This window comes from Pseudomonas sp. W2Aug9 (genome assembly GCF_023127755.1).
GTDB lineage: Bacteria > Pseudomonadota > Gammaproteobacteria > Pseudomonadales > Pseudomonadaceae > Aquipseudomonas > Aquipseudomonas synxantha_A.
The window spans coordinates 173,311-191,353 of record NZ_SPKL01000036.1; the positions used below are offsets into that span (position 1 = coordinate 173,311).

An 18,043-nucleotide genomic window follows, 5' to 3' on the forward strand; every position below is an offset into this window, starting at 1 on the left:
TGCTCGCTCCCACATTTAGATCAGCAGTGCGTCAGACTACTTTTAAAACCAACTTCCCGAAGTTCTCGCCGCTGAACAGCTTCATCAGCGTTTCCGGGAAGGTCTCCAGCCCCTCGACAATATCCTCCTTGCTCTTGAGCTTGCCCTGGGCCATCCAGCCGGCCATTTCCTGCCCGGCCGCCGCGAAGTTCGCCGCGTGGTCCATCACCACAAACCCTTCCATGCGCGCACGGTTGACCAGCAACGACAAGTAGTTGGCCGGACCTTTGACGGCTTCCTTGTTGTTGTATTGGCTGATCGCGCCGCAAATCACCACGCGGGCTTTGAGTGCCAGGCGGCTGAGCACGGCGTCGAGAATATCGCCGCCGACGTTATCGAAATATACGTCCACGCCTTTGGGGCACTCGCGTTTGAGGGCGGCGGGTACGTCTTCGCTTTTGTAGTCGATGGCGGCGTCAAAGCCCAGCTCATCGAGCAGGAACTTGCACTTGTCGGCACCGCCGGCAATCCCCACCACGCGGCAGCCTTTGATCTTGGCGATCTGCCCGGCGATGCTGCCCACGGCACCCGCGGCGCCGGAAATGACCACGGTGTCACCGGCTTTCGGCGCACCGGTCTCCAGCAGGGCGAAGTAAGCCGTCATGCCGGTCATGCCCAGGGCAGACAGGTAACGGGGCAGGGGCGCAAGCTTGGGGTCGACCTTGTAGAAACCACGGGGCTCGCCGAGGAAGTAATCCTGCACGCCCAGGGCGCCATTCACGTAGTCCCCCACCGCGAAGTTCGGATGGTTCGAGGCAATCACCTTGCCGACGCCCAGCGCCCGCATCACTTCGCCGATGCCGACCGGCGGGATGTAGGACTTGCCCTCATTCATCCAGCCACGCATGGCCGGGTCGAGGGATAGGTATTCATTGCGTACCAGGACCTGGCCGTCGGCAGCCGTGCCCACCGGCACTTCCTGGTAGGTGAAGGTCTCTCGCGTGGCCGCACCGACCGGGCGTTTGGCGAGCAGGAATTGGCGGTTGGTCTGGGCGGTCATGGCAAGGACTCTTTGGAAATGAATCATGAGTGATAGCCCTTCAGTGACGCCAGGGCAAGGTTGTCTGCGGGAGGCGAATGCCCGTCGATAGGCATCGCTGATAACCATCCCGGTAGACTTATCACTGCGATTCATGCAGCGCTAACCCGCCGTCTGATAGTGCTGACGCGCTGATCCCTGTGTTGGCTAGACTCGCGCCACCGTTACCACTCCCATAGGACAGTTCCCATGAGCATGACATTTTCTGGCCAGGTCGCCCTGGTAACCGGCGCCGCCGCGGGTATTGGTCGCGCCACTGCGCTGGCGTTCGCGGCCGAAGGCTTGAAGGTGGTCGTTGCCGACCTCGACGTGGCGGGGGGCGAGGGGACTGTTGCGCTGATCCGCCAGGCCGGCGGCGAAGGGGTGTTTGTGCGTTGCAACGTCACGCTCGAAACGGACGTACAGCAATTGATGGCGCAGACGGTCGCCATCTATGGACGACTGGACTATGCCTTCAACAACGCCGGGATTGAGATCGAGAAAGGCAAGCTGGCCGACGGCAGCCTGGATGAGTTCGATGCCATCATGGGGGTTAACGTCAAAGGCGTCTGGTTGTGCATGAAGTATCAGTTGCCGCTGTTGTTGGCCCAGGGCGGCGGAGCAATCGTCAACACGGCATCGGTGGCCGGGCTGGGGGCGGCGCCGAAGATGAGCATCTATGCGGCGTCCAAACACGCAGTGATCGGCCTGACCAAGTCGGCAGCCATTGAGTATGCGAAAAAGAAGATCCGCGTGAACGCGGTCTGCCCTGCCGTGATCGATACCGACATGTTTCGCCGCGCCTACGAGGCCGACCCGCGCAAAGCCGAATTCGCGGCGGCCATGCATCCGGTCGGGCGCATCGGCAAGGTTGAGGAAGTCGCCAGCGCCGTATTGTACCTGTGCAGTGATGGTGCCGCCTTTACCACCGGCCAGTCACTGGCGGTGGATGGCGGCGCGACGGCGATCTAGGACGGCAAGTCGCACGGCATTCGAAAATAGGGCGAGGTGCTGTGGGGCGTTTCCATAGGGGGCAGTGGGCCGTGTTCGAATATGTATCAGTAGGTAAATAATCCAATAAAATCAATACTTTAATAAAACTTGGCAGCAAGTTTTGGCGGGCTTCTGTGCTTAACTGTTTTGGGTTAACAAACAGTTGAAGTGAGTGGCGCATGGATTTAGGGATCGATCGACAAGCCCTGGTACCGGTTGTTCAGCAAATCGTCAGCGCGGTGGCCCATTGGATTCGCAAGGAAGGAGTGAGCCCTGGAACGCGCTTGCCGTCCATTCGGCAACTGGCCCTCGACAACCTGCTGAGCCAGTCCAGCGTGATCGAGGCGTTCGAGCGGTTGGTGGCCCAGGGCCTGTTGGCTCCGAAGCACGGCTCGGGTTTTGTGGTGGCGCAACCCGCCACTGACCAGGAACGCCACTGGTACGAAGGCGCGGAGCAACTGTGGGGCGCTTTTACCGATAGCCCGCTGGGCGAGCTGAAGCTGGGATGCGGCTGGCTGCCGGACGCCTGGCGCGAAAGCGATGACATCAGCTATGCGATCCGCGAACTCAGTCGTACCGATACCGGGGCCTTGTTCAATTACAGTACGCCCTTGGGGCTGCCGGTGCTGCGCGAACAACTGCTCAAGCGCCTGACCCAGATTCACATAGCCACCCGCCTGGACTGTATTCTCACCACCCATGGCGTCAGCCATGCCCAGGACTTGCTGATACGTACCTTGCTCAAGGCTGGTGATGAGGTTGTGGTGGAAACACCCGGGTATGGCAACCTCTATCGCCAGTTGGCGTTGCAGGGTGTCACGCTGCTGGAGGTTCCGCGCGCCCGTGGCGGCCCGGATATCCCAGCCTTGGAGATATTGCTGCAAACCCATCGGCCCAAGTGCCTGTTCATCAATAGCCTTTATCACAATCCCACCGGCACCAGCCTGTGCCGTTCGGTGGCGCAGCGGTTGTTGGAACTGGCGCGAGAGCGGGATTTCCTGATCATCGAAGAGGATGTCTACGGCGACCTGCAACATGCCAGTTGCACGCGCTTGTCGGCGCTGGACCATAATGACCGGGTGATCTATGTGTCGAGTTTTTCCAAGACCCTGAGCAGCGCCCTGCGCGTGGGCTACCTCTGTGCCAGTGCCACGCTCATTGCGCAATTGGCTCACCTCAAGACCCTGACGGGGCTCGGCACCTCGCGCTTTGCCGAAGCCATGGTGGCAACCTTGTTGAGCAACGGCACTTACCGTAAGTGGGTGCAGCGCCTGCGCAAGCACCTGAATGCGCAGATGGCTGCGACTTTACAGGTGCTGGAGGATGAAGAGTGGCAGGTCTTTGCCGTTCCCGCAGGGGGCATGTTCCTGTGGGCGCGACCGGGCATCCCGGACCCATCGCGGCTGCAGGCCTGTGCACGGCGGCTCGGCGTGCTGCTGTCGCCCGGCGCGCTGTTCAGCCCCACCGGGGAGCGTAGCGACTGGCTACGCATCAATGTGGCCTATGCAGGGGATCAGCGCGCACTGGCGTTGTTCCGTGCCATGGGGCCGACCAGATCGACCTCGACCATTCTGAAAACGACGGGCATGTAGCTTTTTGCCATTATTGCGACGCCAGCGGCTTGTGTTCGGGGCCTCGGGGTTGCCACTCTCACTGCTTGTAAACCTGGTTTATGGCATCTGCCATTGCAAGAGGATCAAGTGCAATGATTTGGGGCGTGCAACGACGATTCGCCAACCTTGGCATGGCAAAAAAACTGGGCTTGGGTTTTACCTTGGTACTCCTTCTGACGGCCCTGGTAGCGGCGATCGGTGTGGGGGCCCTGCACACCGTCGGCCAGCGCTTTGATGGCCTCAAGCAGATGTCTTCGCTCAATAGCGAGCTGCTCAAGGTACGCGTGATCGAGCAGAACTACGCGCTGCACGCCGACCCCAAGGCTGTTGACGCCCTGCATAACAGTGTTGACGCGTTGCTGGCCCAGGCCATCAGCCTCAAGGCCCGGTCCGTCATCAACGAGCAGGTGATGAGCGATGTCGAGCAAGCTTTGATCGCCTATCGCAAGGCGTTCGATGAGTTCGTCGACTTGACCCAGGCCAAGGATCTGGCGCTGGAAATGGCCAGTTGGTCGGTGTCCAGCGTGGCCAATAACCTGGACGTGTTGCAAGCCGGCCTCGCCGACGACGGCGCTTATGTCCTCAAGGAAAGCCAGGGCAAGGAGGGCGCCGAGTTTATCGCGCAGGCGGGGCAGGTCAGCCAGGTGTCGCGCTTGATGCTGCAAGCCATGAACGAAGCGCGAGTGCGCCTGGATCAGAGCCGCAAGGCTGAAACAGACGACGGCGCACAGGGCAAGATCGAGCAGGCCGACCAGGCCCTGGCCGAGGTCGAAAAGCTGAAAACCAGCGTCAAGGACGCGGGCTACCAGACCGTACTCAACGAAGTCAGCGGGCATATCGCGTCATTCAGTGAAAAGCTCGGCGAGTACACCGGGCTGCTGGCCCAGGAAAAGCTGGTCTATACGCAACTGCATGATCGCGCCGAGCAAGTGGTCAGCCAGGTCAATCAGGCATACGCCGCTGAAGATCAGTCCATGCAGGTGCAGTTGCAGCACAGCACGCTGCTGATCATCGCTTCCTCCGCCTTGGCGTTGCTGGTGGGCTTGATTGCTGCTTGGCTGATTACCCGTTTGATCGTTGCGCCGTTGCGCAGCGTGATCGCCGTGGCCCAGCAGATTGCCTCGGGTGACCTGAGCGGGCGCATGGAGGTCAGCCGCCGCGATGAAATTGGCCAATTGATGCAAGCCATGCAGCAGATGAGCAGCGGTTTGAGCCAGATGGTCAGCGGGTTGCAGGCCGGCATTGAACAACTGGCCAGTTCCGCGCATTCGCTGTCCAGCGTTACCGAACAGACCAACCACGAGGTCAACAGTCAGAAGGAAGAAACCGAACAGGTTGCCACGGCGATGAACCAGATGACCGCCACGGTGCACGATGTGGCGCGCAATGCCGAGCAAGCGGCGCAAGCTGCACAGACGGCGGATGCCAAGGTCGACAGCGGCCAGCAGGTGGTGCGCATGAGCTTGCAGCGTATCGAATTGCTGGCCACGTCAAGCAACAGTGCCAGCGCGAGTATCGAAAGCCTCAGCGCAGAGATCCAGAACATTGGCGCCGTGCTGAGCGTGATCAATAGCGTGGCCGAGCAGACTAATCTGCTGGCCTTGAACGCCGCCATCGAAGCGGCGCGTGCCGGTGAGCAGGGGCGTGGCTTTGCCGTGGTGGCCGACGAGGTACGGGCCCTGGCCAAGCGCACCCAGCAATCGACCGAGGAGATCGAACGGCTGGTCAGCACCTTGCGCAGTGCGGCGCAGTCGTCGGTGCAGCAGATCCAGCAAAGTGGCGAACTGGTGAAACTGGCGGTCGGTGATGCGCTGGAAACCGAAAGTGCCTTGGGCAGCATTGCGGCCGCCGTGTCACTGATCCAGCAAATGAACCAACAGATCGCCGCCGCCGCCGAGGAGCAAAGCTCGGTGGCCGAAGAGATCAACCGCAGCGTCACCAGTATTCGGGCAAGTGCCGATCATTCGGCGCTGAGTATGCAAGGCAATGCAGCATCAAGCGTCCAGCTGGCGCAGTTGGGCGTGGAACTCCAGGGGATGGTGGGGCATTTCCGCCTGTGATCGCCGCTGGGGTGCGGCGAGCAAGGCGAAGGGGGTCAGGCGTTGTTGGCGAGGAAGGTCAGCAGTGCTTCGTTGACGAAGTCCGGGTTTTCGCGGCTTGAGATATGCCCGGCCTCGGGGATCAGGATCAGGTCGCAACCAATCAGTCCGGCCATTTCCTCGGATTCGGCAGGTGGGCGGGGGGTGTCTTGCTCGCCGCACAATATCAGGGTGGTGTCGGCGTCCAGACGCGGCAATTGCTCCAGGATATCTTCACGGCTGAAGATCAGGCGGCCCAGCGGTACGATGCTATCGAGCAGGCGTTCGCGGGGGAATCCCTGCAGGGATTTGCGAAAGTCCTGATACAGCGCCGATTCACGGTCGATGTTCGGGCGAAAGAAGATCGGTGCGATCACATCCAGTAGCGGCTCGGGGATGGCGCCGGCGTCTTCGATCATCTTGAACAGCGAGAAATAATACTGGCGAGTCGCTTCAGGTTCGGCGCCGAGGTAGGTGTCCATCAGCACCACGCTGTTGATGCGCTCGGGCGCCAGTAGTGCCAGGCGCGCGCTCCACATGCCACCGACCGACAGGCCCACCAGGTTGATCTGCTCGACGTCCAGGTGATCCAGCAGCGCCAGGGCCTGGCGAGCCAGATCATCCAGGGACCGGGTTTGCGTGGGCATCGGGCCCGACTCGCCATGGCCCCACAGCTCGGGGACTATTACACGGTATTGCTGGGACAGCGCTTCAATCTGCGGCGTCCACATGTCGCGAGCCCACAGGTAACTTGAACCAAGCAATACGACCGGGCCGCTGCCCTGGTCGAGGTAATGCAGCGGTTGTCCATCAATCACGGCAACAGGCATAGCAGGCCTCTAACTTCACGGAGTGAGGGGCACTTTTTTACGCTAGTCGGGGGCGGGGGGATAGATGCAAAGTGATGGCATATGGTGTGAGGGTGCCATCCAACTGACACCCCTCCCACGTTATTGACTGGGCTGTCAGTCGTAGATAGCTTTCTTTTTCCACTCGGCGTCGGCATCGACGACCTTCAAACCTTCGGTCAGCTCGTTGACTTCGTCTTCTGCCGGTTGGCTGTTGGTCAGCACCGTGGAGTTGGCGCGGGCCAGTTGTGACTCCAGCAGTTGCAACTGTGCGCTGTAGAGCACCGGTTCCGGTTGTTTGCGCAAGTACTGCACGCCGCGTTCGAACGCCAGGCGCGCCTGGCCGGGCTGGCCTTGCAGCAGGGCATGTTGGCCGAGGTTGTTGAAGAACTCGATATGCAGCAGTACCAGGATATGACGGATTTCCTTGATCCAGTGCTTGGCTTCATTGGTTGGCAGGAAACCGTCCTGGGCTGCGCGGGTGACTTGGCCGTGCAGGGCTTCGAGCAAAAAGCGCACGTCCTTGGCCTTGGCTTCGGTCTGGATCGGCGCAGGTGGGTTGGCCACCGGAATCGATTCGCCCTGGGCGATCAACGCATTCAGCTCGCTGATACGTGCCTTGATTGGTGCGCTGGACTTATTGAGGTTCAACAGGCGCTGGTTGACGTTCAGTTCCAGGCGAGCCAGCAACAGTTTGAGCGCCGGGGTCATCAGTTGGCCGGGGAAAGTCTCGGTGATTTCACCGCAGCGACGCAGGCGATCATTAAGCTCGATCTCGGTACGCTTCTTTTCCAGCTTGTTGTTTTCCACCACGTGGTTCATGTAGCCAATGGCGATCAGTATTACGATCCCGGCTATTACCAGCAGGGTGATCATGAGTGGTGTCACCGGTGTGACCTCTTTATAGGGTTTGCTGTGGAGTGTAGTGACTGGGGCACCCGGCGGATAGGACCGATCGACCAGTTGCCCGGGTAGTTTCTTCTATATAAGTAAGCGCTTCCGAATGGGTGCACATTGCCATCATTTGCCCAGGCAGACTATAACGCCTTGTTGAACGCCAGAATATAGGCGCCAAGGCTCCAGCGGCGACAATGCCCGCACGGGCCGGCAAACCATGGCGAAGTCATTGATTTAAATAAATTTATCCTTGGGGGTTGACGACCTTTCAATCCATCCATAGAATGCGCGCCACTTACAGCGTAAAGCACACAGCGAAACGCGGTAGGGAGTGAATGTTGTACGTGTGTCCCCTTCGTCTAGTGGCCTAGGACACCGCCCTTTCACGGCGGTAACAGGGGTTCGAGTCCCCTAGGGGACGCCATTTGCGGGAATAGCTCAGTTGGTAGAGCACGACCTTGCCAAGGTCGGGGTCGCGAGTTCGAGTCTCGTTTCCCGCTCCAATTTACAAGCAGTGTGGCCCTCGGGCGGCATTGAGTGAAACCAGGACCAAGTCTTCGGACGAGGCCTCTGGGCACTGAAATACACACCATGTGTTTCAGTAGCGTGTCCCCTTCGTCTAGTGGCCTAGGACACCGCCCTTTCACGGCGGTAACAGGGGTTCGAGTCCCCTAGGGGACGCCATTTGCGGGAATAGCTCAGTTGGTAGAGCACGACCTTGCCAAGGTCGGGGTCGCGAGTTCGAGTCTCGTTTCCCGCTCCATATTCAACGAAAACGCCGATCAGAAATGATCGGCGTTTTTGTTTGTGCTGAATTTGGCCAGATACGGTTTTGCCGCGTTCAAACGGCCGCATGGGCTTGCGGCCTTGGCATAAAAAATCGGGCAAACAGTTCGGACTGCGATTTGATATTGAGCTTGCTCTGCCAAGGCGGTTTCAAGCCGAGGATGAACTGCCCAGAAACGCGGCGATTTCGCTGGCGGTGCTGCGTGCCGTGCGTGTAACGCCGATCAACGTGGCAGAGGCTGAGCCCGTCCACTCGCCGTATCCCACCAGCCACAGCCTGGGCTCTTGCACCGAACGGGTCCCTTCCACGTCAACGCTGCCTTCGGTATTGATGATGCCCAGGGTGTCCAGGTGGGTCAGCGCGGGTCTGAAGCCGGTGCACCAGATCACCACATCCACCACCGATTCGCGGCCATTGGGCCAGACCACGCCGTTGCGAGTGAAGCGCGTGAACGGTCGGACAGCCTTCAGGACGTTGCGCTCGCGCGCTTCGACAACCGGCGGCACCATGACGATGTCTCCCAACCCCCCCACCGGTTGCTCGATGGGCCGGCCCTCCTGTTGGGCTTTCAGGCGTTCGGTGGCGCGTTCGAACAGAACCCGTCCGTCGACCTCGTCAGGCAGGAACAGCGGTTCAGTGGGCGTTACCCAGGTCGCCTCGGCAACTTTGGATACCTCGGCTAGAATCTGTGCGCCCGAATTGCCACCCCCCACCACCAGCACTTTCTTGCCTTTGAACGGCTGTGGCTCGAGATAGTGGGCCGAATGCAGCTGTTGACCGGTGAATTCGTCCGCTCCGGGATAAGCAGGAACGTAGGGGTTGCTCCAGGTGCCGGTCGCGCTGACCACCGCCTTGGCCTCCCAGGATTGTTTATCCGAACGCACCCGCAAGCCTGTGGATGCATGTTCCACGGCTATCACCCGCACCGGACGCTCCACTGGAAACTGGTAGCGTTGTTCATACCGCTTCAGGTAGTCGACAACATGATTACGCGAAGGATATCCATCTGGTGTGGGCGGCATCATCCAGCCGGAAATTGAACTCCAGGTAGCGGGGGAGAACAGCCGCAACGAGTTCCAGCCGTGTCGCCAGGCACCACCCGGTTCTTCCTGCGCATCGAGGATGACGAACGAGAGGGACGTGCGTCGCAGAAAATACGCCACCGTCAAGGCAGCTTGGCCGCCACCGATAATGACCACGTCATAGGGGCCGGGTTGTGAATGGAGCATGACAGCGGGTCCTTGATCAAGGCGAGAAGGGCATCCATCGCCGGGCTTCCAGTTCAGTAAACAGCAGCATGTCGTTGGCATCGCCAGCATGAACGCAAAGGCTGCCAATGCCCGGTCAGCAGAGGCCGGGGCTGGACTTGCGCCGCGTCCAGCCCAGCTTGCTCCTTGACACCCAGCCGTTCGATCACCTGCTCAGCGGACAGCATGTGCCAGGCCACGGCATCGGTGGAAATGGGCTGCTGGCGTGCAAGGGTATTGCTCGTTCGGTTCATCAGCCGTGACCCCTGGAACCCGAAGCGGTTGTTCTAAGGCCATCGGTGATGGCCTTTATGTCTCAGTCAAACTGCTGCGGTGCAATCACCCACAAGCTGCACGGCATCTTGTACAGCAGGCTTTCCACCGTGCTGCCGATCAGCTTTTCCAGGCCGCCATAGTGCACGCGGCCCATGACAATGACATCGACATCGTGGGCCCCCGCATAGCTGGCGAGCACCTTGGCCGGGTCGCCCATGATCATGCGCCGTTGCTGCGGGGCGATACCGTTGCGTTCGGCCAGGGTGTCGAATGCTGCCCCTTGGGATTCGTAGAGCTGTCGGGCCAAGGTCGATGAGAAAAAGGTCGAGCCGTTGCCAAAACCGTATTCGGCGGCGGTGATGGAGGACAGGTCGTAGGCGTAGATGACTTCCAGTTCCGCATCGCAACTGGCCGCCAACTTGTTGGCTTCAGCCAGGATCCGGTCGTTGAGGTCTTTGTAGCGACCGTCTCGGTGGAAGGGGTCGATAGCGGCCAGGATTTTGCGCGGGCGCGCATGGGCCACTTTGTTGACGAAGTGCAGTGGCACCTCGCATTCGCGCAGCAGGTGCACGTCCAGAGGCGTGAACATCAGGCGCGAGATCCAGGATTCAGGATCCACCGTCTTGATCAGCGCGGCCATCGGCGTTTCCTTGAGGTGAACCAGGATTTCCTGCAACGGGCGTTCGACCCACGTCACTTCGGTCGTGACCTCGATACCGAGTTTGCGCAGCGGCCTGGCTTTCTCTTCCAGCCACTGGCGATGACGTTCAATGTAGCCCAGGCGCATCTGCTCCAGTGCTTGCTCATTGACCAGCCCGGCCGTGGCCAGGCCTTCGAGATAATCAAAGGCGACAATGTGCAGTGCGGCGCCTTCGGCCTTGGCCAGTGCGGCGGCGCGCTCGAACGCCGGGTTGTGTTGCATCAGTGGCGAAACGACCAGCATCAAGCGTGATTGCGTAGACATGACAAACCTCCTGGGCAAGGACCTGTTGGCGCCGTGCGACGGTCGCGCGGGCTGTGTCTGGTTCGATCATGGGCGCGTTGAGCCTGGGTAGTTTGATTTGCATCAAACACACTGAATTGCGTCGGATCGGCACCGGCGACGGACGAGCTGCAGCGCAATGTTTGATCATGATCAATCCGCCCTAATCAATTAGGCGCAGGCTGGGTTCCGACTTGTGAGTCCAGGCACACCCGCTTTGGGAGGTTGGTCATGATTATCTGGCTTGAAGAGCCACAGGCAGGTACGCGATGGGTCGTGCATTTGGATGCCTTGTGCATAGGCTTCAGGAGCGTTGATGAAGCGCGGGCGTTTACCAGGACGTTGCAGGCGCGAATCGATGCGCCCCATGTCTGGCCGCGCAGCGTGATCGAGCGCACGGGAGCCGCGCATGTCGCGCCAGCGGCATCCCCGCGAACATCTGCTCCAATCCCGTCGTAGCGCCTAGCCATGACCGAAGCCCTGGGCTTTGTAAATGCGGGCGCCGCGCTGGGGATCGGCCTGCTCGTGGGACTTGAGCGTGAGCGGCGCAAGGGCGAGGAGGGCAGACGCGATGTTGCCGGCTTGCGCACGTTTGCCGTCACCTCGATGTTGGGGTATGTAACGCTCTGGACCGGCGGCCCTTTATTGCTAGGGTTTGTCGCGCTCGCGCTGGGTGCATTGGTCACCATTGCGTATTGGAGGAGCCTCGATCAGGACCCGGGCATCACCAGCGAGGTGGCATTATTTACGGTGCTGGTGCTGGGCGCGCTCTGTGTCAGTGCCCCTGCCTTGGCGATTGCGATAGGCGTGGTAATGGCGGGGCTGCTGGCCAACCGTGAGATGCTGCATCAGTTTGCGCGCATCCAACTGACCGCTGCTGAATTGCGCGATGGCTTGCTGCTATTGATCGCCGCACTAGTTTTGCTGCCGCTCGCCCCAGATCGTTATCTGGGGCCTTACAACGCGATCAATCTGCGCACCATTTGCGCCCTGACTGTCATGCTGATGAGCGTGGGGGCGTTGGGGCACGTTGCTGTCCGTACCTTTGGCACTCGCTACGGCTACGCCCTTGGCGCCATTGCATCGGGCTTTGCCTCCGCTACGATGACTGTCGCGACCATGGGGCACATTGCCGCGAAAGAACCGCTCGATGTAAAGCTGCTCAGCGCGGCCGCAATGTTGGCCAACCTGGCGACATTGGCACAGATGGCGTTGATTCTCGGTGCCGTGGAGCCAGCGTTGCTGCATCGGATGGGGTGGTCGTTGCTGTGCGGATTGCTGGCGGTATTGTTTTACGCCAGCGTGTTGATGTTTCCCCGGCCCAGGGCGCATGCGCAGGATGGGATCAAGCACGGCGGGGCCTTCAGCCTGAAACTGGCGTTGATGGTCGTTGTGGCGATGACCGTTATCACCGTTGTGTCGTCGGCTATGCTTGATGAGTTCGGGCAGGCCGGGGTGGTCGCTACCGCAATTTTCAGCGGTCTTGTTGACGCCCATGCCTCGACGGCCTCCATTGCGTCTTTGGCGAAGGGCGGATTGCTACCCTTCGACGGCATCGCCGTGCCCGTCCTGATGGCCCTGACCAGCAACTCCCTGAGCAAATGCGTGGTGGCCTGGGTCAGCGGGGGGCGGCAGTTCGCTGGGTTCGTCATTCCAGGTCAGCTATTGATGACCTTGGCGATGTGGGGCGGGCTTTGGCTCTCTAGTCTGTGAGCCTGGATGATGGCAGTTTGATGAAGATCAAGTCCTGCACTGGCCATGCGTTCATTCTGCAATCCTCCATTCACTCAGTGGTTAACGCCACGTGTCGAGGTGCTCCATGTCCCAGGCTTCCCGTTTGTTGTTATTGGCGCCTGACGCCATGATCCGTACGCCGGCGTTCGACCGCGCCACCGAGTTGGCGCTGGCTTTGGAGCTGGCGCTGCATATTGTCGCGATCGATTATCTGGAGCTACTGTCGGTGGGCGGTCTGTTTGCGCCGGATCAGGCCAAGCAGGCCCTCGAGGGCTACCTGGAAACTCATCGGCATTGGCTGTTGCAACAGGCCGAACTGGCGCGCCGGCATGGCGTCGAGGTGACGTGCGAAGTGGTCTGGGGCAAGGATGCCTTTCAAGCCCTGCAGCAGTACATCAAGGAATCGCCGCTGGCGCTGATCATCAAGGATGCACAGCCGGAGCCGGTGATGAAGCGGATTTTTTTCACACCGCTGGACTGGCGCTTGCTGCGTGACTGTCCCGTGCCGGTGCATCTGGTCACCGATTCGCGCAACCCGCGGCCGCGGCGGGTCCTGGCGATCGTCGACGTGCTGCGCAGCGAGGAACAGGACCTGGTGTTCAACGACCAGATCGTCGATGCGGCCGTCAAGCTGGCTGAGCAATGCAACGCCGAAGTCGAACTGCTGCATGCCTTTGACTGGACGGCTGTCTATGCGTCCGACATGGGTTTCGGCGTACTGCCCCTGGCAACCGGCATTTATGAAGCGTTGGGCGAGGCGCAGCATGAAGTTTTCGAATCCTTGGCCGAACGCCACGGGGTCATGCCGCAGCAACGACATTTCATCGAGGGAGCGCCGTTGAGCAGTATCTGCACGTTCGCCGCCGATCATCAGGCGGATGTCATCGTCATGGGGACCACGGCGCATCATGGCCTGGACAAGCGCCTGGGGACGACCGCCGAACTCTTGCTGCAACGGGCGCCCTGCAGTGTCTGGGCGATTAAGCCGCAGGCATAACGGGAGCCACCTGCGCGAGGGCCATGGAATGTGGCACTCGCGCAATGTCCTGGCTAAAGATAAAGACGGTGGATGACCTGCCGAGTGTCGTCGGGGTCGGTATGGGTCTCGAACCCCAGGCTATGGGCCAGGTCCCGCATGGCGGCATTGCTCGCGGCATCGACGGAGTACATCTGCCGGTAGCCGTTTTTACGTGCCACGTCGATCAGATGCTCCATCAATAACGTCCCCAGGCCCAGGTGCTGCCATTGATCGGCGACGGTCACCGCGCACTCGCATTCGTGCTCGGACGTGGCGCAGTAGCGACTGACGCCGATTTCGATCAACTGGCCGTTGTCATGAACCAGAGCGATATAAGCCAGGCGCGTCTTGCAGTCGACATCCATCAACTGATCGAGCATTGCCGCTCCGGGTTCATTGATTTGCGACAGAAAGCGCATGTGACGTGATTCCGGAGACAGGCGCTTGATGAAGTCATATTCGCGCTGGCGATCCTCGTCCCGCAGCGGTCGGATCAGCACATGCCGGCCGTCTTTGAGCGTCTGGATCCAGTGCTTGCCGCTGATACTTGCGTACAAGGCGGCGGCGCGTTCGTTGTGGTCTTTGACTGTGAGCATGAGTCGATCCTCCATCGGGTATAGGCATGCGGTGCGCTAAAAAGCTTCGCGTTCCCAGCTGTTCTACGCCCGTGGTGGACGTCGGTTCTGATCTGTATCAGCCCTGGCGCCGCCAATCATCGATTGCGCTGCATTTGATTCAAATCAAACCGCATGGGCTGGGGCCGGAGCAACGTGCCGACCGTCTAAGGAAACAACTCGATGCAGGTGTGCGATGGTTGACGCCGTGGTGATGGGAACCGCGCACCGTGTCGGTCTGGAGCGTTTGATCGCCAGCACGACTATTGGGTACCGGGCAGCCTGTTGGCGGTCAGGGAATGAGCACGATGGCACCGTTGACCTGTCCGCTTCGTAGCCGTTCCAAAGCCTGGTTGGCTTCGATCAGGGGGTAGCAGGTCACGTTGCAATGAACGGCAGTGCGTTGGATCTGCTCGAAAAATGCAACGCCATCGGCGCGAGTCAGGTTGGCCACTGAACGCACGCTGCGCTCCTCCCATAACAGGCGATAAGGAAAGCGCGGAATGTCGCTCATATGAATGCCGGCGCATACCACACAGCCGCCTTTGGCGCTGGCTTGCAAGGCCAGGGGTACCAACGCGCCGACAGGTGCGAAGATCAGGCTCGCGTCCAGCAGGTGCGGGGGAAGTTGATCTGAGGCTCCAGCCCAGCTAGCGCCGAGTGATCGGGCATACGCCTGGCCATCTTCGTCGCCTGGACGGGTGAAAGCGTAGACCTGCTGGCCTCGGCCCACGGCGATCTGGATCGCCAAGTGGGCAGCGGCGCCGAAGCCATAGAGGCCCAGGTGTTTAGCGTCTTGCGCCATCTGCAAGGCGCGAAAACCAATCAGCCCCGCACACAGCAGAGGTGCCGCTTCAGCAGTATCCAGCGCGTCGGGGAGGGGGAAACAGAAACGCGCGTGCGCAACGGTGTAGTCGGCATAGCCGCCGTCCAGCTGGCAGCCGGTGAACAATGCTTGGTCACAAAGGTTTTCCCGTCCTGACTGGCAGAACTCACAAATCCCGCAAGTCCAGCCCAGCCAGGGCACGCCTACTCGCCGACCGACCCAGCCGGTCGCCACGTCTGTTCCGACTCCGGTGACGTGCCCGACAATCTCATGGCCCGGGACCCGGGGTAGCCGGGCCTGAGGCAGTTCCCCGTCAAACAGATGCAGGTCGGTGCGGCATACGCCGCAGGCCAGGACTTTGATCAGCAGTTGCCCGCGCGCCGGTACGGGCAACGGCCGTTCTTCCAACTGCAGGGGGTGGCCGGGCGAGTGCAGGACCATGGCGCGCATGAGCGTTCTCCTGTCTGAACAAGCAGTACCGACGAACCCGCACCTTCTATCACCCTGGCGTCCTTGGTTCTGATGTAAATCAAGTCGAGATCATTGCGCCATCGCAGAATCCACTCATGACAGCCGGTACTTTTCACGGCATCGACGCTGAGTCTTGGCGCACGAGCCTTACGCGGGAGCCCCATCATGAGCCAGTACCAACGCCTGTTGCTGATCCTCAACCCGGCACAACGACATTCTCCTGCCCTTCATCACGCCGCCGCCCTGGCGGCTGCCAGCGAGGCGCATCTGCATGTCACGGCATTGATCCCTTCGCTGAACATTCTGTCGGTGCTTGAGGAGGAGCCCCGTGAAGAGGCACGGCACAACTATTTTCGGGACCAGCGCAATTGGCTGGAGGAGGAGGCCGACAAGATGCGTCGCCGGGGCCTGCGGGTCACCACCGAAGTGGCGTGGGTGGACAACATGCGCGAGCAGATTCTGCAACACGTCGCTCAGATCCAACCCGACTTGCTGATCAAGCAGGTCCAGCATGAGTCACTGCTCAAGTGCGCATTTTTCACACCGCTGGATTGGCAACTGCTGCGCAAGTGCGCCGTGCCGTTGTTCATGGTGGGCGCTGCAGGCCATGCCTTGCCGCGCAGAGTGGTTGCGGCCGTGGACCCTTCAAGCGCTTTTGCACAAAACAGCGGGCTTAATGACCGGATTATTCGCCAGGCCCTTGGCCTGGCGCTGCAATGCAACGCCGAGTTGCATCTGGTTCATGCCTTTGAGGTGTCCTCGGTCTACCTGGGCGATGCGGGAGGCGGCGGCTTGTCGCTGTCGCAGCTCAGCAAGGAACTGCGCAGAAGCCTGGAGATGTCCTTCCTGGAGTTGGCCAACCTGTTCGGCGTGCCTGCTGAGCGCAGGCATTTTCTACTGGGGCATCCTGTATCGGTGCTCAGTGAGTTTGCCTTGGAGCATGACGTGGATGTGGTGGTCATGGGCCGATCACAGCACAGTGATCCGTTTGGGCTGCTAGGCAGTACGACAGAGCACATTCTGTATCAGGTGCAGTGCAGCGTCCTGGCTGTCTGATGAAGCAGGGCTTGGCGCAAACAATACAAACCCATCGCTTGCCTATCGATTGTCCAGGAGCACCACCATGCGCATGACATTTCTCGGGGCCGCGGGCACCGTTACCGGCAGCAAATACCTGCTGGAACACGACGAACAGCGAATCCTGATCGATTGCGGCCTGTTCCAGGGCTACAAGCAGTTGCGCCTGCACAACTGGGATCCCTTTGAACTGACGATGCGTGACCTGGATGCGGTCGTATTGACCCACGCCCATCTGGACCACAGCGGCTACTTGCCGGTGCTGGTCCGTAATGGCTACCGTGGGCCTGTCTACGCCACGCCAGCGACCTGCGAGCTGGTGAAAATCCTGTTGCGCGACAGCGCCCGCCTGCAAGAAGAAGAGGCTGAATACGCGAACCGCAAGGGGTTCTCCAAACACGCGCCGGCCCTCCCGCTGTACACCTGCGAACACGCTGAACGAGCGCTGAAACTGTTGCATCCGATTGCATTCGAGCACCCGGTGGCGATCGCCAGGGGCATCACGATCTTGCTGCGGCGTGCTGGGCATATTTTGGGCGCCGCCACCGTTCAAGTACAAGCCGGGGGCGTGACGCTGGTGTGTTCCGGTGACCTGGGCCGGCCGGAGGATCCGGTGATGTTCGCCCCGAAGGCCATCGAGCAAGCGGATGGCCTGCTGGTGGAGTCCACTTATGGCGACCGCCGCCATCCGCACGAATCGCCGGAAGACCAATTGGCCGAGGTGATCACCCGCACCGCGTTGCGCCGTGGCATCACCCTGGTGCCCTCGTTCACGGTCGGTCGCGCTCAATTGTTGATGTATCACCTGTATCGCCTGAAACAACGCCGGGCAATACCCGATATCCCGATCTACCTCAACAGCCCTATGGCCATCGACGTGACTCGGTTGTACCAGCGTTTCGGTGACGAGCACCGATTATCCCGGGAGGAATGTGAAGGCATGTGCCACATCGCCAATCCGGTGCGCTCGGTCAAGGATGCCATGGCCCTGGACCTGCAACGCACCCCGGCGGTGATCATCGCCGCCAGTGGCATGGCCACGGGGGGACGGGTCCTGCATCACCTCAAGAGCCTGGCGCCCAACCCCATCAACACCTTGCTGATGCCCGGTTTCCAGGCCGGCGGTACGCGAGGCGCCAGGATTGTGGCGGGCGAGCCTTCGGTGCGTATTCATGGCAAGGACGTGCCGATCAATGCCGAAGTGGTGCCCATGCAAACGCTGTCGGCCCATGCCGATGCCGACGAGATCATTCAGTGGCTGCGCGGCTTCAAGACCCCGCCACGGCATACCTATGTCGTGCATGGCGAGCCCAACGCGTCGGATGTCTTGCGTCATCGTATCTGCGAAGAATTGGGTTGGTCAGTATCGGTGCCGGAGTACCGCGACAGCGTGGAACTCTGAAAAACAGTCTTCGCGAGCAGGCTCGCTCCTACAGGGGATTTGCTGTGGACGCCGGACTTGATCCCGCCACGGTCCAGTGTGGGGCTTGCCCGCGAAGTGCCGGCAGCTTCATCCATCTATTGG

The 18,043-nt window shown here is 60.5% G+C and carries 16 protein-coding genes and 4 tRNA genes; 12 read left to right on the top strand and 8 right to left on the bottom strand.

Annotation, left to right across the window (positions count from 1 at the left end; genetic code table 11):
- Positions 1-31 precede the first annotated feature (31 nt).
- On the bottom strand, positions 32-1,039 hold the full coding sequence (locus E3O56_RS24290) for an NADP-dependent oxidoreductase (RefSeq protein WP_248129102.1): 1,008 nt from the start codon (positions 1,037-1,039) through the stop codon (positions 32-34).
- Between the two features lie 228 nt (positions 1,040-1,267).
- On the opposite strand from E3O56_RS24290, the gene E3O56_RS24295 reads away from it, so the two are divergent.
- The 3 genes from E3O56_RS24295 to E3O56_RS24305 all read left to right on the top strand — a co-directional run bounded on the left by E3O56_RS24295 (position 1,268) and on the right by E3O56_RS24305 (position 5,723).
- The gene (locus E3O56_RS24295; protein ID WP_032877073.1) at positions 1,268-2,029 is read left to right on the top strand and encodes an SDR family oxidoreductase; all 762 of its coding nucleotides are present in this window, start codon (positions 1,268-1,270) and stop codon (positions 2,027-2,029) included.
- A 200-nt stretch (positions 2,030-2,229) separates the two neighbouring features.
- Positions 2,230-3,642, top strand: coding sequence for a PLP-dependent aminotransferase family protein (locus E3O56_RS24300; protein ID WP_032877072.1), 1,413 nt, complete (start codon positions 2,230-2,232; stop codon positions 3,640-3,642).
- 113 nt (positions 3,643-3,755) lie between these two features.
- Positions 3,756-5,723 carry a methyl-accepting chemotaxis protein gene (locus E3O56_RS24305; protein WP_248129103.1) on the top strand — a complete coding sequence of 656 codons (1,968 nt, stop codon included), beginning with the start codon at positions 3,756-3,758 and terminating at the stop codon, positions 5,721-5,723.
- Positions 5,724-5,758: 35 nt separating this feature from the next.
- Here the strand turns inward: E3O56_RS24305 and E3O56_RS24310 are convergent, their stop codons facing one another.
- Both E3O56_RS24310 and E3O56_RS24315 read right to left on the bottom strand, forming a co-directional pair.
- Positions 5,759-6,571 carry an alpha/beta hydrolase gene (locus tag E3O56_RS24310; protein WP_248129104.1) on the bottom strand — a complete coding sequence of 271 codons (813 nt, stop codon included), beginning with the start codon at positions 6,569-6,571 and terminating at the stop codon, positions 5,759-5,761.
- A gap of 135 nt (positions 6,572-6,706) precedes the next feature.
- Complete coding sequence (locus tag E3O56_RS24315) at positions 6,707-7,477, bottom strand: hypothetical protein (protein ID WP_032803393.1); 771 nt, start codon at positions 7,475-7,477, stop codon at positions 6,707-6,709.
- Positions 7,478-7,834: 357 nt separating this feature from the next.
- Between E3O56_RS24315 and E3O56_RS24320 the strand changes: the two genes are divergently transcribed.
- The 4 genes from E3O56_RS24320 (at position 7,835) to E3O56_RS24335 (ending at position 8,249) form a co-directional block, all read left to right on the top strand.
- Positions 7,835-7,910: transfer RNA gene (locus E3O56_RS24320), tRNA-Glu, on the top strand.
- Positions 7,911-7,913: 3 nt separating this feature from the next.
- A tRNA-Gly gene (locus E3O56_RS24325) sits at positions 7,914-7,989 on the top strand.
- A 105-nt stretch (positions 7,990-8,094) separates the two neighbouring features.
- A tRNA-Glu gene (locus E3O56_RS24330) sits at positions 8,095-8,170 on the top strand.
- A 3-nt stretch (positions 8,171-8,173) separates the two neighbouring features.
- Positions 8,174-8,249, top strand: a tRNA-Gly gene (locus tag E3O56_RS24335).
- A gap of 173 nt (positions 8,250-8,422) precedes the next feature.
- Here the strand turns inward: E3O56_RS24335 and E3O56_RS24340 are convergent.
- The 3 genes from E3O56_RS24340 to E3O56_RS24350 all read right to left on the bottom strand — a co-directional run bounded on the left by E3O56_RS24340 (position 8,423) and on the right by E3O56_RS24350 (position 10,760).
- On the bottom strand, positions 8,423-9,502 hold the full coding sequence (locus E3O56_RS24340; protein ID WP_032877069.1) for an ArsO family NAD(P)H-dependent flavin-containing monooxygenase: 1,080 nt from the start codon (positions 9,500-9,502) through the stop codon (positions 8,423-8,425).
- Between the two features lie 53 nt (positions 9,503-9,555).
- Positions 9,556-9,774, bottom strand: a complete 219-nt coding sequence (locus tag E3O56_RS24345) for a hypothetical protein (RefSeq protein ID WP_032877068.1) — start codon at positions 9,772-9,774, stop codon at positions 9,556-9,558.
- 62 nt (positions 9,775-9,836) lie between these two features.
- Positions 9,837-10,760 (bottom strand): universal stress protein, encoded by a 924-nt coding sequence (locus E3O56_RS24350; protein WP_032877067.1) that lies wholly within the window; start codon positions 10,758-10,760, stop codon positions 9,837-9,839.
- A gap of 249 nt (positions 10,761-11,009) precedes the next feature.
- Between E3O56_RS24350 and E3O56_RS24355 the strand changes: the two genes are divergently transcribed.
- From E3O56_RS24355 to E3O56_RS24365, 3 genes are all read left to right on the top strand, one after another.
- On the top strand, positions 11,010-11,237 hold the full coding sequence (locus tag E3O56_RS24355) for a hypothetical protein (RefSeq protein WP_078820743.1): 228 nt from the start codon (positions 11,010-11,012) through the stop codon (positions 11,235-11,237).
- A gap of 9 nt (positions 11,238-11,246) precedes the next feature.
- Positions 11,247-12,491, top strand: a complete 1,245-nt coding sequence (locus tag E3O56_RS24360; RefSeq protein ID WP_103735093.1) for an MgtC/SapB family protein — start codon at positions 11,247-11,249, stop codon at positions 12,489-12,491.
- Between the two features lie 106 nt (positions 12,492-12,597).
- On the top strand, positions 12,598-13,509 hold the full coding sequence (locus tag E3O56_RS24365) for a universal stress protein (protein WP_103735094.1): 912 nt from the start codon (positions 12,598-12,600) through the stop codon (positions 13,507-13,509).
- 53 nt (positions 13,510-13,562) lie between these two features.
- Here the strand turns inward: E3O56_RS24365 and E3O56_RS24370 are convergent, their stop codons facing one another.
- Both E3O56_RS24370 and E3O56_RS24375 read right to left on the bottom strand, forming a co-directional pair.
- Positions 13,563-14,126, bottom strand: coding sequence for a GNAT family N-acetyltransferase (locus tag E3O56_RS24370; RefSeq protein ID WP_103735095.1), 564 nt, complete (start codon positions 14,124-14,126; stop codon positions 13,563-13,565).
- 310 nt (positions 14,127-14,436) lie between these two features.
- Positions 14,437-15,420, bottom strand: coding sequence for a zinc-dependent alcohol dehydrogenase family protein (locus E3O56_RS24375; protein ID WP_248129105.1), 984 nt, complete (start codon positions 15,418-15,420; stop codon positions 14,437-14,439).
- Positions 15,421-15,606: 186 nt separating this feature from the next.
- Between E3O56_RS24375 and E3O56_RS24380 the strand changes: the two genes are divergently transcribed.
- On the top strand, positions 15,607-16,497 hold the full coding sequence (locus tag E3O56_RS24380; RefSeq protein ID WP_103735097.1) for a universal stress protein: 891 nt from the start codon (positions 15,607-15,609) through the stop codon (positions 16,495-16,497).
- Between the two features lie 67 nt (positions 16,498-16,564).
- Positions 16,565-17,920: an MBL fold metallo-hydrolase gene (locus E3O56_RS24385; RefSeq protein ID WP_103735098.1), complete on the top strand. Its 1,356-nt coding sequence runs from the start codon at positions 16,565-16,567 to the stop codon at positions 17,918-17,920.
- Positions 17,921-18,043: the final 123 nt, after the last annotated feature.